The sequence below is a fragment of the Mycobacterium sp. E183 genome (genome assembly GCF_001667735.1).
In the GTDB taxonomy this organism is placed as follows: Bacteria; Actinomycetota; Actinomycetes; order Mycobacteriales; family Mycobacteriaceae; genus Mycobacterium.
In genome coordinates this window covers 34,550-53,838 of record NZ_LZJN01000169.1, presented here as the reverse complement: position 1 = coordinate 53,838, position 19,289 = coordinate 34,550, and the positions used below count along the sequence as shown (strand labels likewise).

The following is a 19,289-nucleotide window of genomic DNA, read 5'->3' as shown; positions in this document are numbered from 1 at the left end:
ACCGAGAGTAACATAAGTCGCCGTGACCGACGCCGTTCGCCTTGATGACCTCGCCGAGCCCCGCTTCAGCCCCGAGGCCCGGCAAATCCTCGACATGATGGCCTCGCTGGCGCCGGACTGCCCACTGGACGCCGACGCGCTGCACGCCAGGGCCGCCGCCGACACCGGCCTGGACGATTTCGGGCCGCCGGACTACCGGGAGCGGCTCGACGTCTATCTGGCCGCGCTGCGTGACATCGACGGCCGCCACGACGCGGGCACGGTCAATTTCTTCGGGCAGCTGCTGCAGCTGCTCAAGAACCGGCTGCTGTTGACCGACCTGGTGCGGCGGCATCCCGAGATCGACGACATCGAGCTGCGACCGCCGGTGGTGATCGCGGGGCTGCCGCGCACCGGCACCACCCATCTGCACAACCTGCTGGCGGCCCCGCCCACGTTCCGCACCATGCCGTACTGGGAAAGCGTCGAACCGTTCCCGCTGCCGGCCGAGGCCGGGATCGAGCCGGATCCGCGGCGCGCGCGGATGGACGTCGCGGTCGGCGTGATCAACACCGTGATGCCCTATTTCCCGCTGATGCACGAGATGACCACCGAGCACGTCCACGAAGAGATCCAGCTGCTGGCCAACGACTTCTCGACCATGCTCTTCGAGACGCTGGCCCACGTGCCGCGCTGGCGTGCCTACTACCAGACCCACGACCAGACGCCGCACTACGAATACCTCGCCCGGCAACTCAAGGCCATGCAGTTCTTGCGCGGCGGGCGGCGCTGGCTGCTCAAGTCGCCCCAGCATCTCGAGCAGGTGCCGGTGCTCGATCGCGTCTTCCCCGGCAGCATCGTCGTTTTCACCCACCGCGACCCGGTGCCGGTGGCGCTGTCGATGATCGCGATGATCACCTACTCCGCGCGCATGCACCGCTCGCCGGTCCCGGTGGAGGAGATCGCGGCGTCGTGGATCGACCGCTTGGACGACATGCTGACCGCGCTCGTCCGCGATCGCGACACGATTGGCCCGGATCGGTCGATCGACGTCCGGTTCGACGACTTCATGGCCGACGAAATCGGCGTCGCCCAACGGGTGTACGCGCTGGCCGGCGAGCCGTTCGGCGACGACGCCAAGTCGGCGATCGACGAGTACCTGGCGGGCCATCGGCGCGGTCGGCTGGGGAACGTTGCGACGTCCTGCGCGATGTTCGGGTTGGACGAGGCCGACCTGCGCGACCGGTTCGCGCCTTATGTCGAGCGGTTTCTGGCCTAACCCGCGGCAGGCGGCTACGTTCTCCATTCATGGTCAATATGCCCGCGCTGGACGGTGTCGAACATAGGTATGTGGAGCTCGGAGGCGGCGTGACGATCCACGTCGCGGATGCGGGCCCCGCCGAAGGGCCGGCGGTGATGTTGGTGCACGGTTTCCCGCAGAACTGGTGGGAATGGCACAACCTGATCGGCCCGCTGGCCGCCGACGGCTATCGCGTGCTGTGCCCCGACCTGCGCGGCGCCGGCTGGAGCTCGGCGCCCCGCACGAGCTACACCAAGACCGAGATGGCCGACGACCTGGCGGCCGTCCTGGATCGCCTCGGTGTGGCGACGGTCAAGCTCGTCGCGCATGACTGGGGCGGACCGGCCGCGTTCATCATGATGCTGCGCCACCCGGAGAAGGTGAGCGGGTTCTTCGGAGTCAACACGGTGGCGCCGTGGGTGAAGCGCGATCTGCGTGCGGCGCGGAACTTTTGGCGGCTCTGGTATCAGATCCCGATTTCGCTTCCGGTCGTCGGGCCGCGGATGATCGGCAATCTCAACTCGAGGGCGAGCCGCGTGCTCGGCTCGTGGGTGGGTGGCGGCTACGCACTGCCCGAGGACGACCTGCGCATCTACGCCGAGTGCATGCGCCAGCCCGGCCACGCGGAGGCGGGCTCGCGCTGGTATCGCAGCTTCCAGACCGGGGAGATGCTGCGCTGGATGCGCGGCGAGTTCGACGACGCGCGCGTCGAGGTGCCGGTCCGCTGGCTCACCGGCACCCAAGACCCGGTGATCACTCCCGACCTCACCGACGGGTATGCCGACCACATCAGCGATTTCAAAGTGGAGCTGGTCGACGGGGTCGGACACTGGATCATCGACCAGCGCCCGGAGCTGGTGCTCGACCGGGTTCGGACCTTCCTGCGCGGCGAAGGATAGGCGTCAGGGCTGCACCAGGATCCGGATGGGGTTGCCGTCCTGGCGCTCGAGCTTCTCGATGCCCTCCGTCACGTCCTCCAGCGCGACGATCTCGCTGATTGACCTCGAAACGTCAAGGCGCCCAGCCGAAACCAACTTCGCCAGCGTCTCGATGTCCACGTTCTGATATCCCAAGTGCCCGAGCACCTGCTTATGGGTCAACCCGAACAGGGAGGTGGGCCCGACGGTCGGCGCCTCGGCGCTCATCCCGACACCCACCAGCCGGCCACCGGGTGTGAGGCAGTCGAGCCCCTGCTCGAACGTCACCTTCCGCCCGACGGCGTCGAAGGCCACATCGAGCAACCGCCCGCCGGTGACTTCCGCGACGTTGTCCCTCAGCCCGTCGTCGCGGGGGTCGAACGCGTAGTCCGCGCCGAGGGTCAACGCCCGCTCCAGCACTGCGGGGTTGATGTCGACGGCGATGATGGGTGCGGCGCCGACCAGCCGCGCGAGCTGGACGATGTGGGTGCCGACCCCGCCCACGCCCCACACGCCGACCGATTCACCGACCGCGACTTTCCCCGTCCGGACGACGGCCCCGAACGGCGTGGACACCGCGTCGGCCAGGATCGCCGCCTGCTCCAGCGGAACGTTGTCGGGCACCCGCGTCAGCCCCGTCGCTTGCGCCACGGTGTATTCGGCCCACGCCCCGTCGTAGGCGAACGCCATCAATTGGATTCGCAGGCAATTGACCCCATCGCCGCGGCGGCAGTTCGCGCAGCGTCGGCACGGCCGGCCGGCGGGGACCACCACCCGGTCGCCCTCGTCCCAGCCGGTCACCTCCGGCCCCAGTTTCGCGACGGTGCCCGACGCCTCGTGGCCCTGGGTCACCACGGGCTGCTGCGCCGGGAAAGTGCCGTTGATCAGGCTCAGGTCCGAGTGGCAGATGCCGCAGAAGGCGACCTTGACCAGAACTTCGCCGGGGCCCGGCTCGGGAATCGGAACGTCTTCGAGCGCAACGGTTCTGGTGTCTGCGTAGAAGCGCTCGGCGCGCATCGTCGGCGCCATGGGCTAGTCGACCCCGATGGTGACTTCCGTGGACTTGATGAATACGGTCGCCGGCTGCCCGGCCTCGAGCCCGAGATCGATCGCGGCGTCCTTGGTGACGGAGGACGTGACGATCTGCTCACCGCCGTCGAGCTTGACCTTCACGATCGCCATCACGCTGCCGAGGTCGACCTCGGTGATGGTCCCTTTGAGTTGGTTCCGGGTCGACAGCCGCATCGCAAGGTCCTTTGTTCGGTTGAGGTTCTGTGCTCGACCCTACTGTCGCGGGCCGAGCAGGGCGATGGAGGCGTCGACGGCCGGCTCCACGATGCCCCGCACCGGTTTTCCGTCTTCGACGGCGAGCGCGGTCAGTTCGCGCAGACCGCCGAGCAGGATGACCGCCAACGGGGCGGTCAGCGGAGGCAGCTCGGCTCGCTGGAAGCCGGGGCTGGCGCTGAGGTCGATCAGCAAACTTGACAGCAGTTGCAGCCCGCGGCGCTGTACCGGGCGGGCGGCGGCGCCGAGCGAGGGCAGTTCCCGAATCCAGCTGAGCGTGATCGCCGGCCGGGACTCGATGTAGCCGACGTACGCCTCGACCGCCTGGCGTATCTGCTGATGCCAGTCGGCCTCGGGATCGACGGCCGCAGCGATGCACTCACCGAGCCTTTCGATGTCGGTGCCCAAGAGCTCGAGGAAGCACTCGTCTTTGCTTGCGAACTGGTCGTAGAAGGTGCGCTTGGACGTGCGGGCGTGACGAACGACGTCGGCGACCGTGCTGGCGCGGTAACCGCGCTCGGCGATGGAGGCGGCGAGGCCGTCGAGCAACCTCAGCCGAAACGGGTCGCCAAGGACCGCTTCGTCAGCCGTCGCTGTCGCCGCTGGGCTCACGGGCGGCCCCTTCCATCGGTGCGGCACCCTCTTGTCATCGGTTGGTACCACAGAGTACCGTATCGGGAAAGGTTTTGGTACACCGCGGTACCACCCCGGCGTCCGGGGGAGATGATGGGGAGCAGCCCGCCATGAGTGAAGTCGTCACCGCCCCCGCGGCCGTCCGGTTGCCCCCGGCGGCTCGCCTGCCAAAGCTGTTGCAGGGTCTGGGTTTTGCGATCTCACGGCGCGGGATGATTCAGCGCCTGGCCCGTCGGTACGGCGACGTCTTCGCGCTGAACCTGCCCATGTACGGCGAGGTCGTGGTGGTGGCCGACCCGCAACTGGCCAAGCAGATCTTCACCACCAGCCCCGACGAGCTCGGCAACATCCAGCCCAACCTGAGTCGGCTGTTCGGCTCCGGCTCCGTGTTCGCGCTCGACGGGGAGGACCATCGCCGTCGCCGCCGGTTGTTGGCGCCGCCGTTCCACGGCAAGAGCATGAAGAAGTACGAGTCGATCATCGAAGAAGAGACCCTGCGGGAGACCGCGGGCTGGCCGGAGGGTGAGGCGTTCGCGACTCTGCCGTCGATGATGCGCATCACGCTCAACGCGATCCTACGCGCGGTTTTCGGGGCCGAAGGCGCCGAGCTCGACGAGCTGCGCCGCCTCATCCCGCCGTGGGTCACGCTGGGCTCGCGGATGGCGACGATGCCCAAACCGCGGCGCAGCTACGGGCGCTTCACCCCATGGGGGCGCCTGGACGAGTGGCGCCGCCGGTACGACGCCGTCATCGACAGGCTGATCGAAGCCGAGCGGGCAGATCCCAACTTCGACGAGCGCAGCGACGTGCTCGCCCTGATGTTACGCAGCACCTACGACGACGGTTCGGTCATGTCGCGCAAGGACATTGGCGACGAACTGCTCACGCTGCTGGCCGCCGGTCATGAAACGACGGCCTCCACGCTGGGCTGGGCGTTCGAGCGGCTGACCCGGCATCCGGACGTGCTGGCCGCCCTGGTCGACGAGGCCGACACCGACGGCCAGGAGTTACGTCAGGCGACCATCCTCGAAGTCCAGCGGGCCCGGACGGTGATCGATTTCGCCGCCCGGCGCGTCTACCCCCCGCGGTACCAGCTCGGGGAGTGGGTCATCCCCCGCGGCAAGTCAATCCTGGTGAGCATCGCGCAGATTCACGAAAACCCCGAAGTCTTCCCGAATCCGGAGCGCTTCGATCCGCAACGCTACATCGGGACCAAGCCGTCGGCCTTCGCGTGGATCCCGTTCGGCGGTGGCACCCGCCGGTGCGTGGGGGCGGCGTTCGCCAACATGGAGATGGACGTCGTGCTGCGAACGGTGTTGCGGCACTTCACCATCGAGACCACGACCGCACCCGGAGAGCGGTGGCACGGCCGCGGCGTCGCCTACACGCCCAAGGACGGCGGCCGGATCGTGGTGCGCCGGCGCTGAGCCGGGCACCTACTGGTCGGCCGTGGCCCGGCGCGGCAGTTTCCAGCCCGGGCGGATGTAGTGGCAGGTGTACCCGTTCGGGTAGTGCTGCAGGTAGTCCTGGTGCTCGGGCTCGGCCTCCCAGAAATCGCCGGCCGGGCTGACTTCGGTCACGACCTTGCCGGGCCACAACCCCGACGCGTCGACGTCGGCGATGGTGTCCAGCGCGATGCGCTTCTGCTCCTCGTCGAGGTAGAAGATGGCGGACCGATAACTGAGTCCACGGTCGTTGCCCTGGCGGTTCTTCGTCGTCGGATCGTGGATCTGGAAGAAGAACTCGAGCATGGTGCGGTAGTCGGTGACCGCCGGGTCGTAGACGATCTCGATGGCCTCGGCGTGCGTGCCGTGGTTGCGGTAGGTCGCATTGGGGACGTCGCCGCCGGTGTATCCGACCCGCGTCGAAACCACGCCCGGCTGTTTGCGGATGAGTTCCTGCATCCCCCAGAAACAGCCGCCGGCGAGTACCGCTTTTTCGGTTGCCATTGCTCGTCCTCCTAACCGGCCACGATGCCGCCCAGGCTACACTCCGCCGATGAGCCGCAACGTCGCGACGATTTCGGGAAGTGCCGCAGCATGACGACTCCTACGTTTTCCCGCGGCGAACTAGCCGCCGCCTTCGAGAAGTTCGAGCAGACGGTGGCCCGGGCCGCCGAAACCCACGACTGGGACGCCTGGGTCGAGCAGTACACCCCCGACGTCGAGTACGTCGAGCACGCGGCCGGCACGATGCACGGACGCGACGAGGTCCGCCAGTGGATCAAGCGGACGATGACCACGTATCCCGGCAGCCACATGGTGGCGTTCCCGTCGTTGTGGTCCGTCATCGACGAGCCCACCGGGCGGATCATCTGCGAACTGGACAACCCGATGCGCGACCCGGGGGATGGGAGCGTCATCAGCGCGACCAACATCTCGATCGTCACGTACGCGGGGGACGGGTTGTGGCGCCGCCAGGAAGACATCTATAACCCGCTGCGCTTCCTGCGGGCCGGGATGAAGTGGTGCCGTAAGGCCCAGGCGCTGGGCACGCTCGACGAGGACGCGGCGCGGTGGATGCACGAGAACGGAGGAGCCCAGTGAGCACCAAGCCCAAGCTCGTCATCGGCGCCAACGGCTTCCTGGGTTCGCATGTCACCCGCCAGCTCGTGGCCGACGGGTTCCCGGTGCGGGCGATGGTGCGCCCGAACGCCAACACCCGCTCGATCGACGACCTCGAGCTGACCCGCTTCCACGGGGACGTGTTCGACGACGCCACGCTGCGGGAGGCGATGGACGGTGTGGACGACGTCTATTACTGCGTCGTCGACACCCGCGCATGGCTGCGCGACCCGACGCCGCTGTTCCGCACCAATGTCGAAGGCCTGCGCAACGTTCTCGACGTCGCCGTCAACCAACCGGACCTGCGCAGGTTCATCTTCACGAGCACCTATACGACGGTGGGCCGGCGGCATGGCCACGTGGCGACCGAGGACGACGTGATCCGGTCCCGCCGCCTGACCCCCTACGTCCAATCGCGTTTGGAAGCCGAGAATCTGGTGCTGCGGTATGTGGCCGAGGCCGGCCTGCCCGCCATCGCGATGTGCGTGTCGACGACCTACGGCAGCGGGGACTGGGGCGGCACTCCGCACGGCGCCTTCATCGCCGGCGCGGTCTTCGGCAAGCTGCCGTTCCTGATGAACGGCATTGCGCTGGAAGTCGTCGGCGTCGACGACGCGGCGCGGGCCATGATCCTGGCGGCCGAGCGCGGGCGCATCGGCGAGCGATACCTCGTCTCTGAGCGGATGATCGCTTTGAACGACGTCGTCCGCATCGCGGCCGACGAGGCCGGCGTTCCACCGCCGCAACGCTCGATTTCCGTCCCGATGCTCTACGCCCTGGCGGCGGCCGGCACGCTCAAGGCCCGACTCACCGGGAAGGACGCCGAGCTCAGCCTGGCCTCGGTGCGGATGATGCGCGCCGAAGCCGACGTGGACAGCAGCAAGGCGAAGCGGGAATTGGGCTGGCAGCCGCGGCCGGTCGAGGAATCGATCCGTGAGGCGGCGCGGTTCTGGTCGGAGCTGAAGGTCGCCAGCGGCAAGAGCGCGACTCCGGGCTGAACGCCGCGCCGCCGCGCGTTCAACACGGCTGGCGCGGTCGCGGCGCGGCTAGCCTCGGGCGGCGTGACTGCCGAAAGGGTGAGCGTTGACCTCAGCGGGGCGCCCCAGACGATGCTGGCGACGTTGTACGCCAAGACGCTGGACGCCGACTTCGAGACACCGATCCTCGGCGACGAGTATGCCAAGGAGATCGTCCGACGCATCGACTACGACTGGAAAAAGACCACCATCACGGCGCGCAGGGCACCGTCGGTCACCACCCGGTCCGCGCACTTCGATGCCTGGGTCCGCCAATTTCTTGCGGCGCACCCACGAGCCGTCGTGCTGCACTTGGGCTGCGGACTGGACAGCCGGTGTCTGCGGGTGCAGCCGGGCCCGGGCGTCGAGTGGTACGACGTCGACTACCCCGAAGTCGCCGCGCTGCGCGCGCAGCTCTACCCCGCGCGCGACCACTATCGGGTCATCGCCGCCTCCGTCACCGACCCGGCCTGGCTCCGGGACATTCCCGCGGACCGTCCCGCGCTGATGATCGGCGAGGGGCTGACCATGTACCTCACCGAGCAGGACGGCACCGCACTGCTGCGCCGCGTGGTCGATCACTTCGGCTCGGGTGAGCTGCAGTTCGACGCCTTCAACTCGCTCGGGATCAAGTCGCAGTGGCTCAACACCGTCGTGCGCCGTTCGGGATCCACGCTGTCGTGGGCGATCAACGGGCCTGACGACATCGTCGACGCGGTGCCGGGTGTACGGCTCCTGGCCTGGGAGCGGTGGTTCGAGTCGTACACATTCGCGCAACTCCCGCGCTCCACACGGGCGCTGGGAAAGGTCATGTCGCTGGTTGAGGCCGTCGCCAACATGGCGCAATACCACCGCTACGCGTTCGGGCCGCCCTGATCGGGAAGCCCCGAGACCCGGATGGCGTTGCAACGTCCATCGGCGTCTAGGAGGAAACCATGAGCCACCCCGAAATCAAAGAGCCAAGCGCTGGCCACCCGATCACCATCGAGCCGACGAAGGGGCGGGTACAGGTTCGCGTCAACGGCGAGCTGGTAGCCGACACGACGGCCGCCCTGGAATTACGGGAAGCCAGTTTGCCTGCGGTGCAGTACATTCCGATGAGTGACGTGGTGCAGGACCGGCTGACCCGCACGGACACCAGCACGTACTGCCCGTTCAAGGGCGAGGCCAGCTATTACAGCGTGACGGGTTCGCACGGCGACATCGTCGAGGACGTCATCTGGACGTACGAGCAGCCCTATCCCGCGGTCGCGGCGATCGCCGGCCACGTGGCCTTCTACCCGAACAAGGCCGAAATCAGCGTGTCGGCTTCCTAGTACGTCCACCCGGGAAGCGCGGCCTCGTGCGCCCGGGTGTCGCTGTACAGGCGCATCGAGACGATCAGTCCGTCGCGGGTGTCGAAGATGCAGACGAACGGGCTGTCGTACTCGACGCCGGCGGTGGTGGTGCCGGTGGCCTGCGCCTCGACGACCACGGTCTCTCCCTCGTTGACACAGCGCACCAGGTCGATGGTCAACTCGAGTTGCTGTTTGCGGCGCTCGATCGCCCGCCGGAACGTTTCCTTGTCACACTCGGAGCGCGTGAGCAGAGTCCAGTAGGTGAAGTCGTCGCTGAGCAGCGTGAAGCCCTCGTCGAGATCGCCGCCGTCGCTCGCACTCTGTAGAAACATCCAAGCCAGTTCGCCCTGCGGGTCATCGAACGGCGTCATCACATCGCAATATTGACTTGGCACATCGTTAACGGTCAATCGGAGATTTGGTTGATGGAGAGCGCGCGCACGGTCACTTTCCCGGGGGCGGTCAGCTTCGGGCATACGTTGGCGCCGCTTCGGCGGGGGGCCGGGGACCCCTGTTTCCAGGCGTCCGGCGACGGCGCGATCTGGCGAACCAGCCTGCTGCCCACCGGACCCGTCACCGCCCGGATCAGCCGGGCCGCCGCCAACGCCGCGCACTGCGTCGCGTGGGGAAGCGGGGCGCCGGAGTTCGTGGAGGGACTGCCCGCGCTGCTCGGCCTCGAGGACGACGCCTCGGATTTCGTGCCCCACCACCCGACCGTCGCCGCCGCGCAGCGCCGGGTGCCCCACCTTCGCCTGGGTCGCACCGGGTTGGTGCTCGAGGCGCTGATTCCCGCGATCATCGAGCAGCGGGTGCCGGGCGCCGACGCGTTTCGATCGTGGCGGCTGCTGGTGTCCAAGTACGGGTCGCCCGCCCCGGGACCGGCGCCGGCCAGGATGCGGGTGCCGCCATCGGCCGAGTCGTGGCGCTACATCCCGTCGTGGGAGTTCCACCGCGCCAATGTCGACCCCGGACGTGCGCGGACGGTGGTGACGTGCGCGCAGCGGGCCAGCACCCTGGAACGACTGGCATCCCGTCCGGCGGCGCAGGCCCGTGCGGCGCTGATGTCGTTGCCGGGCGTGGGCGAATGGACCGCCGCCGAGACGGCGCAACGGGCGTTCGGTGACGCCGACGCGCTGTCGGTGGGCGACTATCACATCCCGAAAATGATCGGCTGGACGTTGATCGGCCGCCCGGTCGACGACGCCGGCATGGTCGAACTGCTCGAACCCATGCGACCGCACCGCCACCGGGTGGTCCGGTTGCTCGAGGCCAGCGGTCTGGCATATGAGCCGCGGCGGGGCGCCCGGCTGCCGGTGCAGCACATCAGCAACCTCTAAACGTGGTCATCGCCTCGCCGGCCCCGGGTTTTCAGCAACGGCCATCGGGTAACCAACCCCGAAGACGTGACCGTGTGCGAAACGGAGGAAATCGATGACACAGTTCACCATCCCGGGACTCACCGACAAGCAGGGAGCCCGGCTGACCGAACTGCTGCAGAAACAACTGAGCACCTACAACGACCTTCACCTCACCCTCAAGCACGTGCACTGGAATGTGGTGGGGCCCAACTTCATTGGTGTGCACGAGATGATCGACCCGCAGGTGGATGCGGTCCGCGGTTTCGCCGACGACGTCGCCGAGCGCATCGCCGCCCTGGGCGGGTCGCCGCAGGGCACGCCGGGGGCCATCATCAAAGACCGCACCTGGGACGACTATTCGGTCGGCCGCGACACCGTCCAGGCCCACCTCGCGGCGCTCGACCTGGTCTACACCGGCGTCATCGAGGACATCCGCAAGTACATCGAGGAGACCGAGGAGCTCGACCCGGTCACGCAGGACCTGCTGATCGATCAGGCCGGGAACCTGGAGAAGTTCCAGTGGTTCGTGCGGGCGCACCTGGAGAGCGCGGGCGGGACGTTGACGCACGAGGGGTCGACCACCGAGAAGGACGCGGCGAGCACCGCTCGCAGCTCCTAGTCGGGTAACGCGTTCTCCTGCGCGGCACCGTTTTTGGGCGCCAGGATGTTGATCCGGTCGCCCACGGAAAGCCGTAACCTGGCGTCGGCGTCGATGAGCCGTCGGTTGTGCAGCACCGACACGGGCAGGTGGTCGTTCGGGAATTCGAGGTCGCCCAGGAGCCGGCCGACGGCCATCGAATCTTCGGCCAGGGTGTGTTCGATGATGCAGTACCCGTCGAGCTCGCTGTGCGGGTCGTGGTCAGGCGTTGCCGGTTGCGTGTCCGCCGCCATGTCGGTGAAGGACGCGGCGACCGCGCGTAACACGTTCTGATTTGTCAGCCAGCCCTGGACAGATCGGGCCTCGGTGTCGATGACCGGCAGCCCGTCACGCCCGAATAGGACGAGCTGGCGCAACGCCTGGGCAAGGCTGTCGTTGGCGAACAGCGCCTGCGGTTCGCGTATCCGGGTGAGGGGGCCGAGCAAGGCGGTGAGGTCGCCACCGACGGTGCCGGTCGGACGGGTCAAATCCAGGGGGACGGCGAACCCGTGCATCGCGTCGGCTGCGGTGAGGTCGGCGAAGGCGTGGGTGGGTTTGGGCCGATCGATGTCAATGCCGCGGCGCAGCAGCTTGGTGGTGTAGATGGTGCCGTAGGAGACCCCGCGGGACACTGTGGTCCCGACGGCCACGGCCAGCATGACCGGGAGGGTCAGGGTGAAATCCCCGGTCATCTCGACCGTGCTGGCCAGTGCGGTGAGCGGGGCTCTGGCTGCGGACGCGAACACGGCCCCCATGCCCACGATCGCGTACAGGGCCGGATGCCCGACGGCGGTGCCGATGGTGTGCTGAACGAACAACCCAAAAGCCATGCCGGAGGTGGCCCCCACAAAGAGAGAAGGAGCGAACACCCCGCCGGATCCGCCTATCCCGATGGTCAGACTGCAGGCCAGCATCTTGCCGGCGGCCAGGACCAGCAACAGCCATAGCGCATAGTGCCCGGCGAAGGCGGCATACATCACCGGATAGCCCACCCCATAGAGCTGTGGGACAGCCAGCAATAGCAGGCCGAGCACGATTCCGCCGACCGCTGGCCGCGCCCAATCCGGGCGGCTGCCCCAGACCCGGTCGCACAGATCCTCGGTCTTGTAGAGAACGTTCTTGAAGAGGATCCCGATGAGCCCGGCGATCGCCGCTAGGAGCGCCACCAACAGGTAATTGGCGATGTGGTCCAATTCGATCCCGGCGGGCAGCTCGGTGAGGAACGGCGCGGAGCCGAAGAACACGCGGGCGACCACGTCGGCAACCATCGACGAGAGCATGATCGTGAAGATTGCTTCGACGGACAGTTCCCGGAGGATCAGCTCCACGGCGAAGAACACCCCGGTGATGGGGGCGTTGAAGGTGGCCGAGATGCCGCCCGCGGCGCCACAGGCCACCAGCACACGCAGCCGGTTCTCCGGCATTCGCACCCACTGACCGAAGCCGGACGCGAGCGCCGCGCCGATCTGCACGATCGGCCCCTCCCGGCCAACGGAGCCCCCGGTGCCGATGCACAGCGCGGAGGCCAGCGCTTTCACCACGGTCACCTGGGGGCGGATGCGGCCGCCGTTCTCGGCCACCGCGATCATGACTTCCGGGACTCCGTGGCCGCGAGCCTCTCGGGCGAACCGCGAGATCAGCGGTCCGTATAGCAATCCGCCGACGACGGGGATGACCACGAAGAAGCCGATCCCCAGCCAGGGCAGATGGTCGCTGCCCACCCAACCGTCCTGGCCGAACTCGTCGTGCCCCGTCGCCAGCCAGGTAAAGCCGAAGATCAGGTAGCGGAACGCCACCGCGCCAATCCCGGCGCCAAGGCCGACCATGATTGCCACGCAGAAGAGCCCGAGCCGGTTCGCGCGCAGCCAGCCGGCGAATTGACCCACGGCGCGGGAGACGGGCCGGGTGGTCCGGATGGGAGCGGCGGCCGTCGGTTTTTGCCCCATCAGCGCATCCTTCCCCCGACGGCCCCGCTTTGCTCGTCGACCGTCCAAACGATTGTGCGGGACCGCCGACCCTTTCCCAGAGCAAATATTGCCCTACTCAACCATCGCCCGAGCAGGCAGGAGCCGGGGAATAACTGGACTGCGGTCCGGTTATACGAATCGCTAACATTTACGGAGGTCACATGCCCGCCATCACCGCCAACACGCTGACATTGCCACGGATCGGCGCCGCCGTCCCGGCCGAGACCGAGCGGCCGGTCCGATCGATCACCACCGGCCCGCGCGGCTACGAGGGGGAGGGCTTCCCCGTCGTCCGGTCCTTCGCGGGGGTCAGCGCCGCAGCGCTGGACCCCTTCGTGCACATGGACCAGATGGGTGAGGTCGAGTACCAACCCGGTGAGCCGAGGGGCACCGACTGGCACCCACACCGCGGGTTCGAGACGGTCACCTACATGATCGACGGCAAGTTCGCCCACCAGGACTCCCACGGGGGCGGCGGCCTGATCACCGACGGTGCCACGCAGTGGATGACCGCCGGTTCGGGGATCCTGCACATCGAGACGCCGCCCGCGGAACTGGTCGACAGCGGCGGCCTGTTCCACGGCATCCAGCTGTGGGTGAACCTGCCGAAGCGGGACAAGTTCGCGCCCCCGCGCTATCAGGCCATCGAAGGGGGCGATGCGAAGCTGATCGCCTCCGACGACGGCGGGGCGCTGGTGCGCATCATCGCGGGCGAGGTCGACGGTCATCGGGGGCCCGGGATCACCCACACGCCGATCACGCTCGCGCACACGACAATCGAAAACGGCGCTCGGCTGAACCTGCCGTGGCGGCGCGACTTCAACGCGCTCGTCTACGTGCTGTCCGGCAGCGGATACGTCGGTCCGGTCGCTCATCCGATTCGGCAGGGCCAACTGGCCGTGCTCGGCCCCGGGGATCGGATCACCGTGGGCGCCGACCAGGCGCAGGAATCGTCGCGCACTAGCGCCATGGATGTGCTGCTGCTGGGCGGCCAACCCATTCGCGAACCCGTATTCCACTACGGGCCATTCGTGATGAACTCGAGGGCGGAATTGGTCGAGGCGGTGCAGGACTACCAGGCTGGAAAGTTCGGCAGCATTCCGCCAAACGCGCTAATGCCACACCATGGCAATGGCACACTTTAACGATGTCTTCAGGGGTGAGCCGCAGGCCTGGACGCCCCCCAGCCGCAAAGGCCGATGAGACGCGACAGCGGATCATGCAGGCGGCCCGCCTTGTGTTCAGCGAGCGGGGATACGACGGGGCGACGTTCCAGGCCATCGCGGCCCGCGCCGACCTGACCCGGCCGGCGATCAACCACTACTTCTCCAGCAAGCGCGTCCTGTATCGGGAGTTGTTGGAGCAAACCAACGAAGCCATCATCGGAAGCGGGATCAGACAGGCCGAGCGGGAGACCACACTGGTGGGGCAACTGACCGCATTCATATCCGCGGCGGCCCGCGCCAATTCCGAGAATCCCGCCGGGTCGGCGTTGATTATCTCCGGGGTGCTCGAGTCGCAGCGGCACCCGGAATGGAAAACAGCCGAAAACGACTCCGTGCGGATCTGCCGCGAATTCCTCGTTCGCGTCGTCAACGACGGATTGGAGCGCGGCGAGGTCCCCGCCGACGTCGACGTGCCGGCGTTGATCGAGGCACTGCTCGTGCTGATGTGCGGGGTGGGTTTGTACGCGGGCTTCGTTCAAGGTCCCGAAGCCCTGCTGTCCATCACCGGAATGATTCGGCGGCTGCTCGAGGGAGCGTTCCGGCGGTCCAACGCCTAGACCCGCGCCGGCAGTGAAGTTGCGCACAAAGCGTATAGGCTAACTAACTTATCCCGGTAAGATCGTCAGGTCATGACTGATCTGGACGAGTCGTTACCGCCTTCCCTGAGATCCTCCGGCGACAGCTGGGCCATCACCGAACTCGTCGGTGCCACCGCGCTGGGCGTCGCGGCGGCGCGCGCGGCGGAAACCGCGGGGAATGATCCGCTCATCCGCGACGAGTTCGCGCGCATCCTCGTGTCGTCGGCCGGCCCGGCCTGGGAACGGCTCGCCGACCCCGAGCTGGCCTGGCTCGACGGCGACGAGCCCGGCCGGCGCGCGCACCGGATCGGCATCGACTACCAGGCCGTGCGGACGCACTTCTTCGACGAGTACTTCGCCGACGCCGCGATGGCCGGAATCCGGCAAGTGGTCATCCTGGCCGCGGGACTGGACTCGCGGGCGTACCGCCTCGACTGGCCGGACGGCACCGCGGTTTACGAGATCGACCAGCCCAAGGTGCTCGATTACAAAACCGGAGTGCTGCAGCGCCACGGCGCCACCCCCACCGCCAGCCGCCGCCCGGTCCCCGTCGACCTGCGTGACGATTGGCCGGCGGCATTGGCGGCGGCGGGGTTCGACCGCACCCAACCGACGGCCTGGCTGGCCGAGGGCTTGCTCCCGTACCTGCCGAGCGACGCGCAAGACCGCCTCTTCGAAATGTTCACCGCCCTGAGCGCCCCGGGAAGCCAGGTCGCCATCGAGGCGTTCGGCATGAACAAGCGGAGCAATTCGCGGCGCTGGCTGCGGATGCGCGAACGGCTGGGCCTGGACGTCAACGTCCAGGCGCTGACCTATGACGAGCCGGACCGTTCGGACGCGGCCCAGTGGCTGACCGACCACGGCTGGCAGGTGCGGGCCGTGGACAACCGCGAGGAGATGGCCCGGCTGGGCCGCCCGGTACCCGAAGACCTGGTCGACGACGCGGTGCGCAGCATCCTGCTGCGGGCCCGTCTCGGCGACCCGACCGCCTGACCTACGCCAAGGACCCGAGGAGCAACCCGATGAGTTCACTGCGCACCCACGACGACACCTGGGACATCAAAACCAGCGTCGGCAGCACGGCGGTCATGGTGGCCGCCGCGCGCGCCATCGAAACCGAGCAGCCCGATCCGCTGATCCGCGACCCCTATGCCCGGCTGCTGGTCAACAACGCCGGTGCCGCGGTCTTGTGGGAGGCGATGCTGGACCCGGAGATCGTTGCCAAGATCGAGGCCATCGACGAAGAATCCGCCGCCCGCATCCGGCACATGCGCGGTTACCAGGCGGTGCGGACCCACTTCTTCGACTCTTACTTCGCCGACGCCGTGGCCGCCGGAATCCGGCAGGTGGTGATCCTCGCGTCGGGGCTGGACTCCCGGGCCTACCGGCTGGATTGGCCGGCCGGCACCGTCGTCTACGAGATCGACCAGCCGCAGGTGCTGGCGTACAAATCGGCCACGCTGGCCGAAAGCGGCGCCACCCCGTCCGCCGATCGCCGCGAGGTTGCCATCGACCTGCGGGAGGACTGGCCCGCCGCGCTGCGCGCCGCCGGCTTCGACCCGACCCGGCCGACGGCCTGGCTCGCCGAGGGACTGCTGATGTATCTGCCCGCCGAGGCCCAGGACAAGCTGTTCACCCAAATCGGCGAGCTGAGCCCGGCCGGCAGCCGCGTCTCGGCCGAGACGGCACCCATGCACGCCGAGGAGCGTCGCCAGCAGATGCGGGAACGGTTCAGGAAGGTCGCCGACGAGTTGGGCCTGGAGGAGACCGTCGACGTCGGCGAGCTGATGTACCGCGACGAGCACCGTGCGGACCTCACCGAGTGGCTCAACGAGCACGGCTGGCGCGCCACAGCGGAGAATTCGATCGACGAGATGCACCGCCTGAACCGCAGGGTGCAAAGCGCGGAGGTGGACAACGACAAGGACGCCTTCTCCGACTTCGTCGTCGCCGAGCGGCTTTAATGCCGCGCTCGCTGGACGACTCCTGGGACATCGCCACCAGCGTCGGCGCGACCGCGGTGATGGTCGCCCTGGCCCGTGCCGCAGAGACCGCCAGCGACGAGCCGCTCATCCGTGACCAGTTCGCCGAGCCGCTGGTCTCCACCCCCGAGCTGGCGGGAGTTCGCGAGCAGGTGGCCGCGTGGTGGGCCGGGGACCCGGACGACCCGGAAGACGAAGACTTCTCGGTCCGGTCTCAGAACATGATCGACTCGCAGGCGGTGCGGACCCGCTTCTTCGATGCGTATTTCGCCGCCGCCGCACAGGCCGGCATTCGGCAGGTGGTGCTCCTCGCCGCCGGTCTCGATTCGCGCGCCTACCGGTTGGATTGGCCGGCCGGCACCGTCGTCTACGAGATCGATCTGCCCAAGGTGCTGGAATACAAGACCGAGACTCTCGCCAAGCACGGTGCGACGCCGCTCGCCGACCGGCGGCCCGTCCCCGTCGACTTGCGCCACGACTGGCCACGAGCATTGCGAGACAAGGGTTTTGACGCGGGTCAGCCGACCGCTTGGCTGGCCGAAGGGCTGCTGCCGTTCCTGCCGGTGGCGGCGCAGGAAGCCCTGTTCGTCGCTATCGACGGGCTGAGCGCATCGAGCAGCCAGGTCTCGGTCGAAGACTTCGGCATCGACCCGGAGAGGCGCCGGGAAGCGGAGGCGAGGTTTGCCGAATTGCGCGCCAAGCGCGAAGCGCGCGGCCAAGACACCTCTTTCAATCCTTTCGACTTGTGGTTCGAGGACGGGGAGAGGCCCGACTGTGCGGACTGGTTCACCGCGCGCGGCTGGATCACCGGGGTGGTCGACGGGCACGAAGAGGCGCTCCGGCTGGGACGGCCGCCGCAGCCCGATGGCCGGCCGTTTGTGATCACCTATGTGACCGCCACCAAACCCTGACCGGCCGCAGCCAGCTCCTTTCTAACTGCTCTCCCAACCGGATGGTTAGGATCGCGGTTATCACCCATGAGCGCTTGTGCGACGAGCAGCGGGCGCGCCAGGGATGACCGAAGCAGGGGAAGGACGACGATGACCACCGAATCGGTTACACCCAAGACATCCGCCACCAACGGCGCGCCGACCGCTCAGCAGGTAGACGTTCCCGCAACGGTGGCACGGCTCCGCAAGACGTTCGCGACGGGGCGCACCCGCGACATCGAGTGGCGCAAGCGGCAGCTGCTGCAGCTGGCGAAGCTGATGGAAGAGAACGAGGCGGCCATCGCGGACGCTCTCGCCAAGGACCTGGACCGCAGCCCGTTCGAGGCGTTCATCGCCGACATCGCGACCACCGCCGGCGAGGCGAAGTTTGCGGCCAAGCGAGTGCGCAGGTGGACGCGGCGCCGCTACCAGCTGCTCGAGATGCCGCAGCTGCCCGGCCGTGGCTGGATCGAATACGAACCCTACGGCACCGTGCTGATCATCGGCGCGTGGAATTACCCGTTCTACCTGACCCTGGGGCCCGCCGTCGGCGCGATCGCCGCCGGCAACGCCGTCATCCTCAAGCCCTCGGAGATCGCCGAGGCGTCCGCGCACCTGATGGCCGAACTGGTGCCCAGGTACCTCGACAACGATGCGATCGCCGTGGTCGAGGGCGACGGGTCGGTCAGCCAGGAGCTGATCGCGCAGGGCCTCGACCGACTGCTGTTCACCGGCGGCACCGAGATCGGCCGCAAGGTGTACGAGGGGGCCGCACCCCACCTGACCCCGTGCACGCTCGAACTCGGCGGCAAGAGCCCGGTGATCGTGGCGGCCGACGCCGACGTCGATGTCGCCGCCAAGCGGATCGCGTGGATGAAGCTGCTGAACGCGGGCCAGACCTGCGTCGCGCCCGACTATGTGTTGGCGGACGCCAAGATCAGCGACGAGCTGGTGAGCAAGATCGGTGCCGCCATCGCGAAGTTCACGGCGGACAAACCCAACGGGATGCGGATCGTCAATCAACGTCAATTCGACCGGATCAGCGGCTACCTCGCCAGCGGGGACGGCAAGGTCGCGGTCGGCGGGGCCTGTGATGCCTCGAGTCTGCGCATCCAGCCCGCCGTGGTGGTCGACCCCGACCCGAACGGCCCGCTGATGCAGAACGAGATCTTCGGGCCGGTGCTGCCGGTGGTGACCGTCCAATCCCTCGACGAGGCAATACGTTTCATCAACGCGCGGCCAAAGCCGCTGTCCGCCTACCTGTTCACCAAGACCCGGGAGACCCGCGAGCGGGTGATCAAGGAAGTGCCGGCCGGCGGCATGCTGGTCAACCACCTGGCCTTCCAGGTGTCGACGGCCAAGTTGCCGTTCGGTGGGGTCGGGGCGTCGGGTATGGGCGCCTATCACGGCCGGTACGGTTTCGAGGAGTTCAGTCACCGCAAGTCGGTGCTGACCAAGCCGACCCGGCCCGACCTGTCGAGCTTCATCTACCCGCCGTACACCGAGCGTGCCATGAAGATGGCCCGCAGGATGTTCTGACACTGCTCCAAATCGCTTGCTAGACGCTCGTTTTCATCGTAGA

21 protein-coding genes are annotated in these 19,289 nt (G+C 67.8%); 15 read left to right on the top strand and 6 right to left on the bottom strand.

The window, feature by feature from the left end; translation table 11 throughout:
• Positions 1–22: 22 nt before the first annotated feature.
• The gene (locus tag A5691_RS20360; RefSeq protein ID WP_067780850.1) at positions 23–1,258 is read left to right on the top strand and encodes a sulfotransferase; all 1,236 of its coding nucleotides are present in this window, start codon (positions 23–25) and stop codon (positions 1,256–1,258) included.
• A gap of 29 nt (positions 1,259–1,287) precedes the next feature.
• Entirely contained in the window at positions 1,288–2,178 is an 891-nt protein-coding gene (locus A5691_RS20355; protein WP_067780847.1) for an alpha/beta fold hydrolase, read from the top strand.
• A 3-nt stretch (positions 2,179–2,181) separates the two neighbouring features.
• On the opposite strand, the gene A5691_RS20350 is transcribed toward A5691_RS20355, so the two are convergent.
• The 3 genes from A5691_RS20350 to A5691_RS20340 are packed head-to-tail and all read right to left on the bottom strand — an operon-like array spanning position 2,182 to position 4,092.
• Positions 2,182–3,225 carry a zinc-binding dehydrogenase gene (locus A5691_RS20350; RefSeq protein ID WP_068017571.1) on the bottom strand — a complete coding sequence of 348 codons (1,044 nt, stop codon included), beginning with the start codon at positions 3,223–3,225 and terminating at the stop codon, positions 2,182–2,184.
• Between the two features lie 3 nt (positions 3,226–3,228).
• On the bottom strand, positions 3,229–3,441 hold the full coding sequence (locus A5691_RS20345; RefSeq protein ID WP_067755312.1) for a molybdopterin-binding protein: 213 nt from the start codon (positions 3,439–3,441) through the stop codon (positions 3,229–3,231).
• Between the two features lie 39 nt (positions 3,442–3,480).
• On the bottom strand, positions 3,481–4,092 hold the full coding sequence (locus tag A5691_RS20340) for a TetR/AcrR family transcriptional regulator (protein WP_067755311.1): 612 nt from the start codon (positions 4,090–4,092) through the stop codon (positions 3,481–3,483).
• Positions 4,093–4,223: 131 nt separating this feature from the next.
• Here A5691_RS20340 and A5691_RS20335 point away from each other — a divergent pair, with 131 nt between their 5' ends.
• The gene (locus A5691_RS20335) at positions 4,224–5,540 is read left to right on the top strand and encodes a cytochrome P450 (protein WP_067780844.1); all 1,317 of its coding nucleotides are present in this window, start codon (positions 4,224–4,226) and stop codon (positions 5,538–5,540) included.
• Positions 5,541–5,549: 9 nt separating this feature from the next.
• Here the strand turns inward: A5691_RS20335 and msrA are convergent, their stop codons facing one another.
• Entirely contained in the window at positions 5,550–6,062 is a 513-nt protein-coding gene (msrA, locus tag A5691_RS20330; protein WP_067755305.1) for a peptide-methionine (S)-S-oxide reductase MsrA, read from the bottom strand.
• Between the two features lie 90 nt (positions 6,063–6,152).
• Between msrA and A5691_RS20325 the strand changes: the two genes are divergently transcribed.
• The 4 genes from A5691_RS20325 to A5691_RS20310 all read left to right on the top strand — a co-directional run bounded on the left by A5691_RS20325 (position 6,153) and on the right by A5691_RS20310 (position 9,009).
• Positions 6,153–6,659, top strand: a complete 507-nt coding sequence (locus tag A5691_RS20325; RefSeq protein ID WP_067755302.1) for a nuclear transport factor 2 family protein — start codon at positions 6,153–6,155, stop codon at positions 6,657–6,659.
• A complete protein-coding gene (locus A5691_RS20320) occupies positions 6,656–7,675 on the top strand; it encodes an NAD-dependent epimerase/dehydratase family protein (RefSeq protein ID WP_068017568.1) in 1,020 nt (339 codons plus the stop codon). The genes A5691_RS20325 and A5691_RS20320 overlap by 4 nt, the downstream gene beginning before the upstream one ends.
• Positions 7,676–7,753: 78 nt before the next feature.
• On the top strand, positions 7,754–8,569 hold the full coding sequence (locus A5691_RS20315) for a class I SAM-dependent methyltransferase (RefSeq protein WP_068017563.1): 816 nt from the start codon (positions 7,754–7,756) through the stop codon (positions 8,567–8,569).
• 59 nt (positions 8,570–8,628) lie between these two features.
• The gene (locus A5691_RS20310) at positions 8,629–9,009 is read left to right on the top strand and encodes a DUF427 domain-containing protein (RefSeq protein ID WP_067755293.1); all 381 of its coding nucleotides are present in this window, start codon (positions 8,629–8,631) and stop codon (positions 9,007–9,009) included.
• Here the strand turns inward: A5691_RS20310 and A5691_RS20305 are convergent.
• Positions 9,006–9,404, bottom strand: coding sequence for a nuclear transport factor 2 family protein (locus A5691_RS20305; protein WP_067755290.1), 399 nt, complete (start codon positions 9,402–9,404; stop codon positions 9,006–9,008). The two genes, A5691_RS20310 and A5691_RS20305, sit on opposite strands and share 4 nt — an antisense overlap.
• Before the next feature lie 51 nt (positions 9,405–9,455).
• Here A5691_RS20305 and A5691_RS20300 point away from each other — a divergent pair, with 51 nt between their 5' ends.
• Together A5691_RS20300 and dps are read left to right on the top strand one after the other, a co-directional pair.
• Positions 9,456–10,367, top strand: a complete 912-nt coding sequence (locus A5691_RS20300; RefSeq protein ID WP_068017561.1) for a DNA-3-methyladenine glycosylase — start codon at positions 9,456–9,458, stop codon at positions 10,365–10,367.
• 94 nt (positions 10,368–10,461) lie between these two features.
• Entirely contained in the window at positions 10,462–11,007 is a 546-nt protein-coding gene (gene dps / locus A5691_RS20295) for a DNA starvation/stationary phase protection protein Dps (protein WP_068017559.1), read from the top strand.
• Here dps and A5691_RS20290 read toward each other — a convergent pair.
• Positions 11,004–12,971, bottom strand: a complete 1,968-nt coding sequence (locus A5691_RS20290; protein WP_068017556.1) for a chloride channel protein — start codon at positions 12,969–12,971, stop codon at positions 11,004–11,006. The genes dps and A5691_RS20290 overlap by 4 nt on opposite strands.
• Positions 12,972–13,153: 182 nt before the next feature.
• Here A5691_RS20290 and A5691_RS20285 point away from each other — a divergent pair, with 182 nt between their 5' ends.
• The 6 genes from A5691_RS20285 to A5691_RS20260 all read left to right on the top strand — a co-directional run bounded on the left by A5691_RS20285 (position 13,154) and on the right by A5691_RS20260 (position 19,246).
• Complete coding sequence (locus tag A5691_RS20285) at positions 13,154–14,137, top strand: pirin family protein (RefSeq protein ID WP_068017555.1); 984 nt, start codon at positions 13,154–13,156, stop codon at positions 14,135–14,137.
• Between the two features lie 2 nt (positions 14,138–14,139).
• Positions 14,140–14,775, top strand: coding sequence for a TetR/AcrR family transcriptional regulator (locus A5691_RS20280; RefSeq protein WP_067755274.1), 636 nt, complete (start codon positions 14,140–14,142; stop codon positions 14,773–14,775).
• A gap of 72 nt (positions 14,776–14,847) precedes the next feature.
• On the top strand, positions 14,848–15,789 hold the full coding sequence (locus A5691_RS20275; RefSeq protein ID WP_068017552.1) for a class I SAM-dependent methyltransferase: 942 nt from the start codon (positions 14,848–14,850) through the stop codon (positions 15,787–15,789).
• Positions 15,790–15,818: 29 nt separating this feature from the next.
• Positions 15,819–16,760, top strand: coding sequence for a class I SAM-dependent methyltransferase (locus A5691_RS20270; protein WP_068017548.1), 942 nt, complete (start codon positions 15,819–15,821; stop codon positions 16,758–16,760).
• Positions 16,760–17,689: an SAM-dependent methyltransferase gene (locus tag A5691_RS20265; RefSeq protein WP_068017546.1), complete on the top strand. Its 930-nt coding sequence runs from the start codon at positions 16,760–16,762 to the stop codon at positions 17,687–17,689. The genes A5691_RS20270 and A5691_RS20265 overlap by 1 nt, the downstream gene beginning before the upstream one ends.
• 129 nt (positions 17,690–17,818) lie before the next feature.
• A complete protein-coding gene (locus tag A5691_RS20260; protein WP_067755262.1) occupies positions 17,819–19,246 on the top strand; it encodes an aldehyde dehydrogenase family protein in 1,428 nt (475 codons plus the stop codon).
• Positions 19,247–19,289 lie beyond the last annotated feature (43 nt).

Excerpts from the sequence above, each read along its gene's own strand:
- A5691_RS20355 (WP_067780847.1), top strand. The coding sequence starts at position 1,288 with ATGGTCAATATGCCCGCGCTGGACGGTGTCGAACATAGGTATGTGGAG.
- A5691_RS20350 (WP_068017571.1), bottom strand. The coding sequence starts at position 3,225 with ATGGCGCCGACGATGCGCGCCGAGCGCTTCTACGCAGACACCAGAACC.
- A5691_RS20345 (WP_067755312.1), bottom strand. The coding sequence starts at position 3,441 with ATGCGGCTGTCGACCCGGAACCAACTCAAAGGGACCATCACCGAGGTC.
- A5691_RS20335 (WP_067780844.1), top strand. The coding sequence starts at position 4,224 with ATGAGTGAAGTCGTCACCGCCCCCGCGGCCGTCCGGTTGCCCCCGGCG.
- msrA (WP_067755305.1), bottom strand. The coding sequence starts at position 6,062 with ATGGCAACCGAAAAAGCGGTACTCGCCGGCGGCTGTTTCTGGGGGATG.
- A5691_RS20325 (WP_067755302.1), top strand. The coding sequence starts at position 6,153 with ATGACGACTCCTACGTTTTCCCGCGGCGAACTAGCCGCCGCCTTCGAG.
- A5691_RS20310 (WP_067755293.1), top strand. The coding sequence starts at position 8,629 with ATGAGCCACCCCGAAATCAAAGAGCCAAGCGCTGGCCACCCGATCACC.
- A5691_RS20300 (WP_068017561.1), top strand. The coding sequence starts at position 9,456 with ATGGAGAGCGCGCGCACGGTCACTTTCCCGGGGGCGGTCAGCTTCGGG.
- dps (WP_068017559.1), top strand. The coding sequence starts at position 10,462 with ATGACACAGTTCACCATCCCGGGACTCACCGACAAGCAGGGAGCCCGG.
- A5691_RS20290 (WP_068017556.1), bottom strand. The coding sequence starts at position 12,971 with ATGGGGCAAAAACCGACGGCCGCCGCTCCCATCCGGACCACCCGGCCC.
- A5691_RS20285 (WP_068017555.1), top strand. The coding sequence starts at position 13,154 with ATGCCCGCCATCACCGCCAACACGCTGACATTGCCACGGATCGGCGCC.
- A5691_RS20280 (WP_067755274.1), top strand. The coding sequence starts at position 14,140 with ATGTCTTCAGGGGTGAGCCGCAGGCCTGGACGCCCCCCAGCCGCAAAG.
- A5691_RS20275 (WP_068017552.1), top strand. The coding sequence starts at position 14,848 with ATGACTGATCTGGACGAGTCGTTACCGCCTTCCCTGAGATCCTCCGGC.
- A5691_RS20270 (WP_068017548.1), top strand. The coding sequence starts at position 15,819 with ATGAGTTCACTGCGCACCCACGACGACACCTGGGACATCAAAACCAGC.
- A5691_RS20265 (WP_068017546.1), top strand. The coding sequence starts at position 16,760 with ATGCCGCGCTCGCTGGACGACTCCTGGGACATCGCCACCAGCGTCGGC.
- A5691_RS20260 (WP_067755262.1), top strand. The coding sequence starts at position 17,819 with ATGACCACCGAATCGGTTACACCCAAGACATCCGCCACCAACGGCGCG.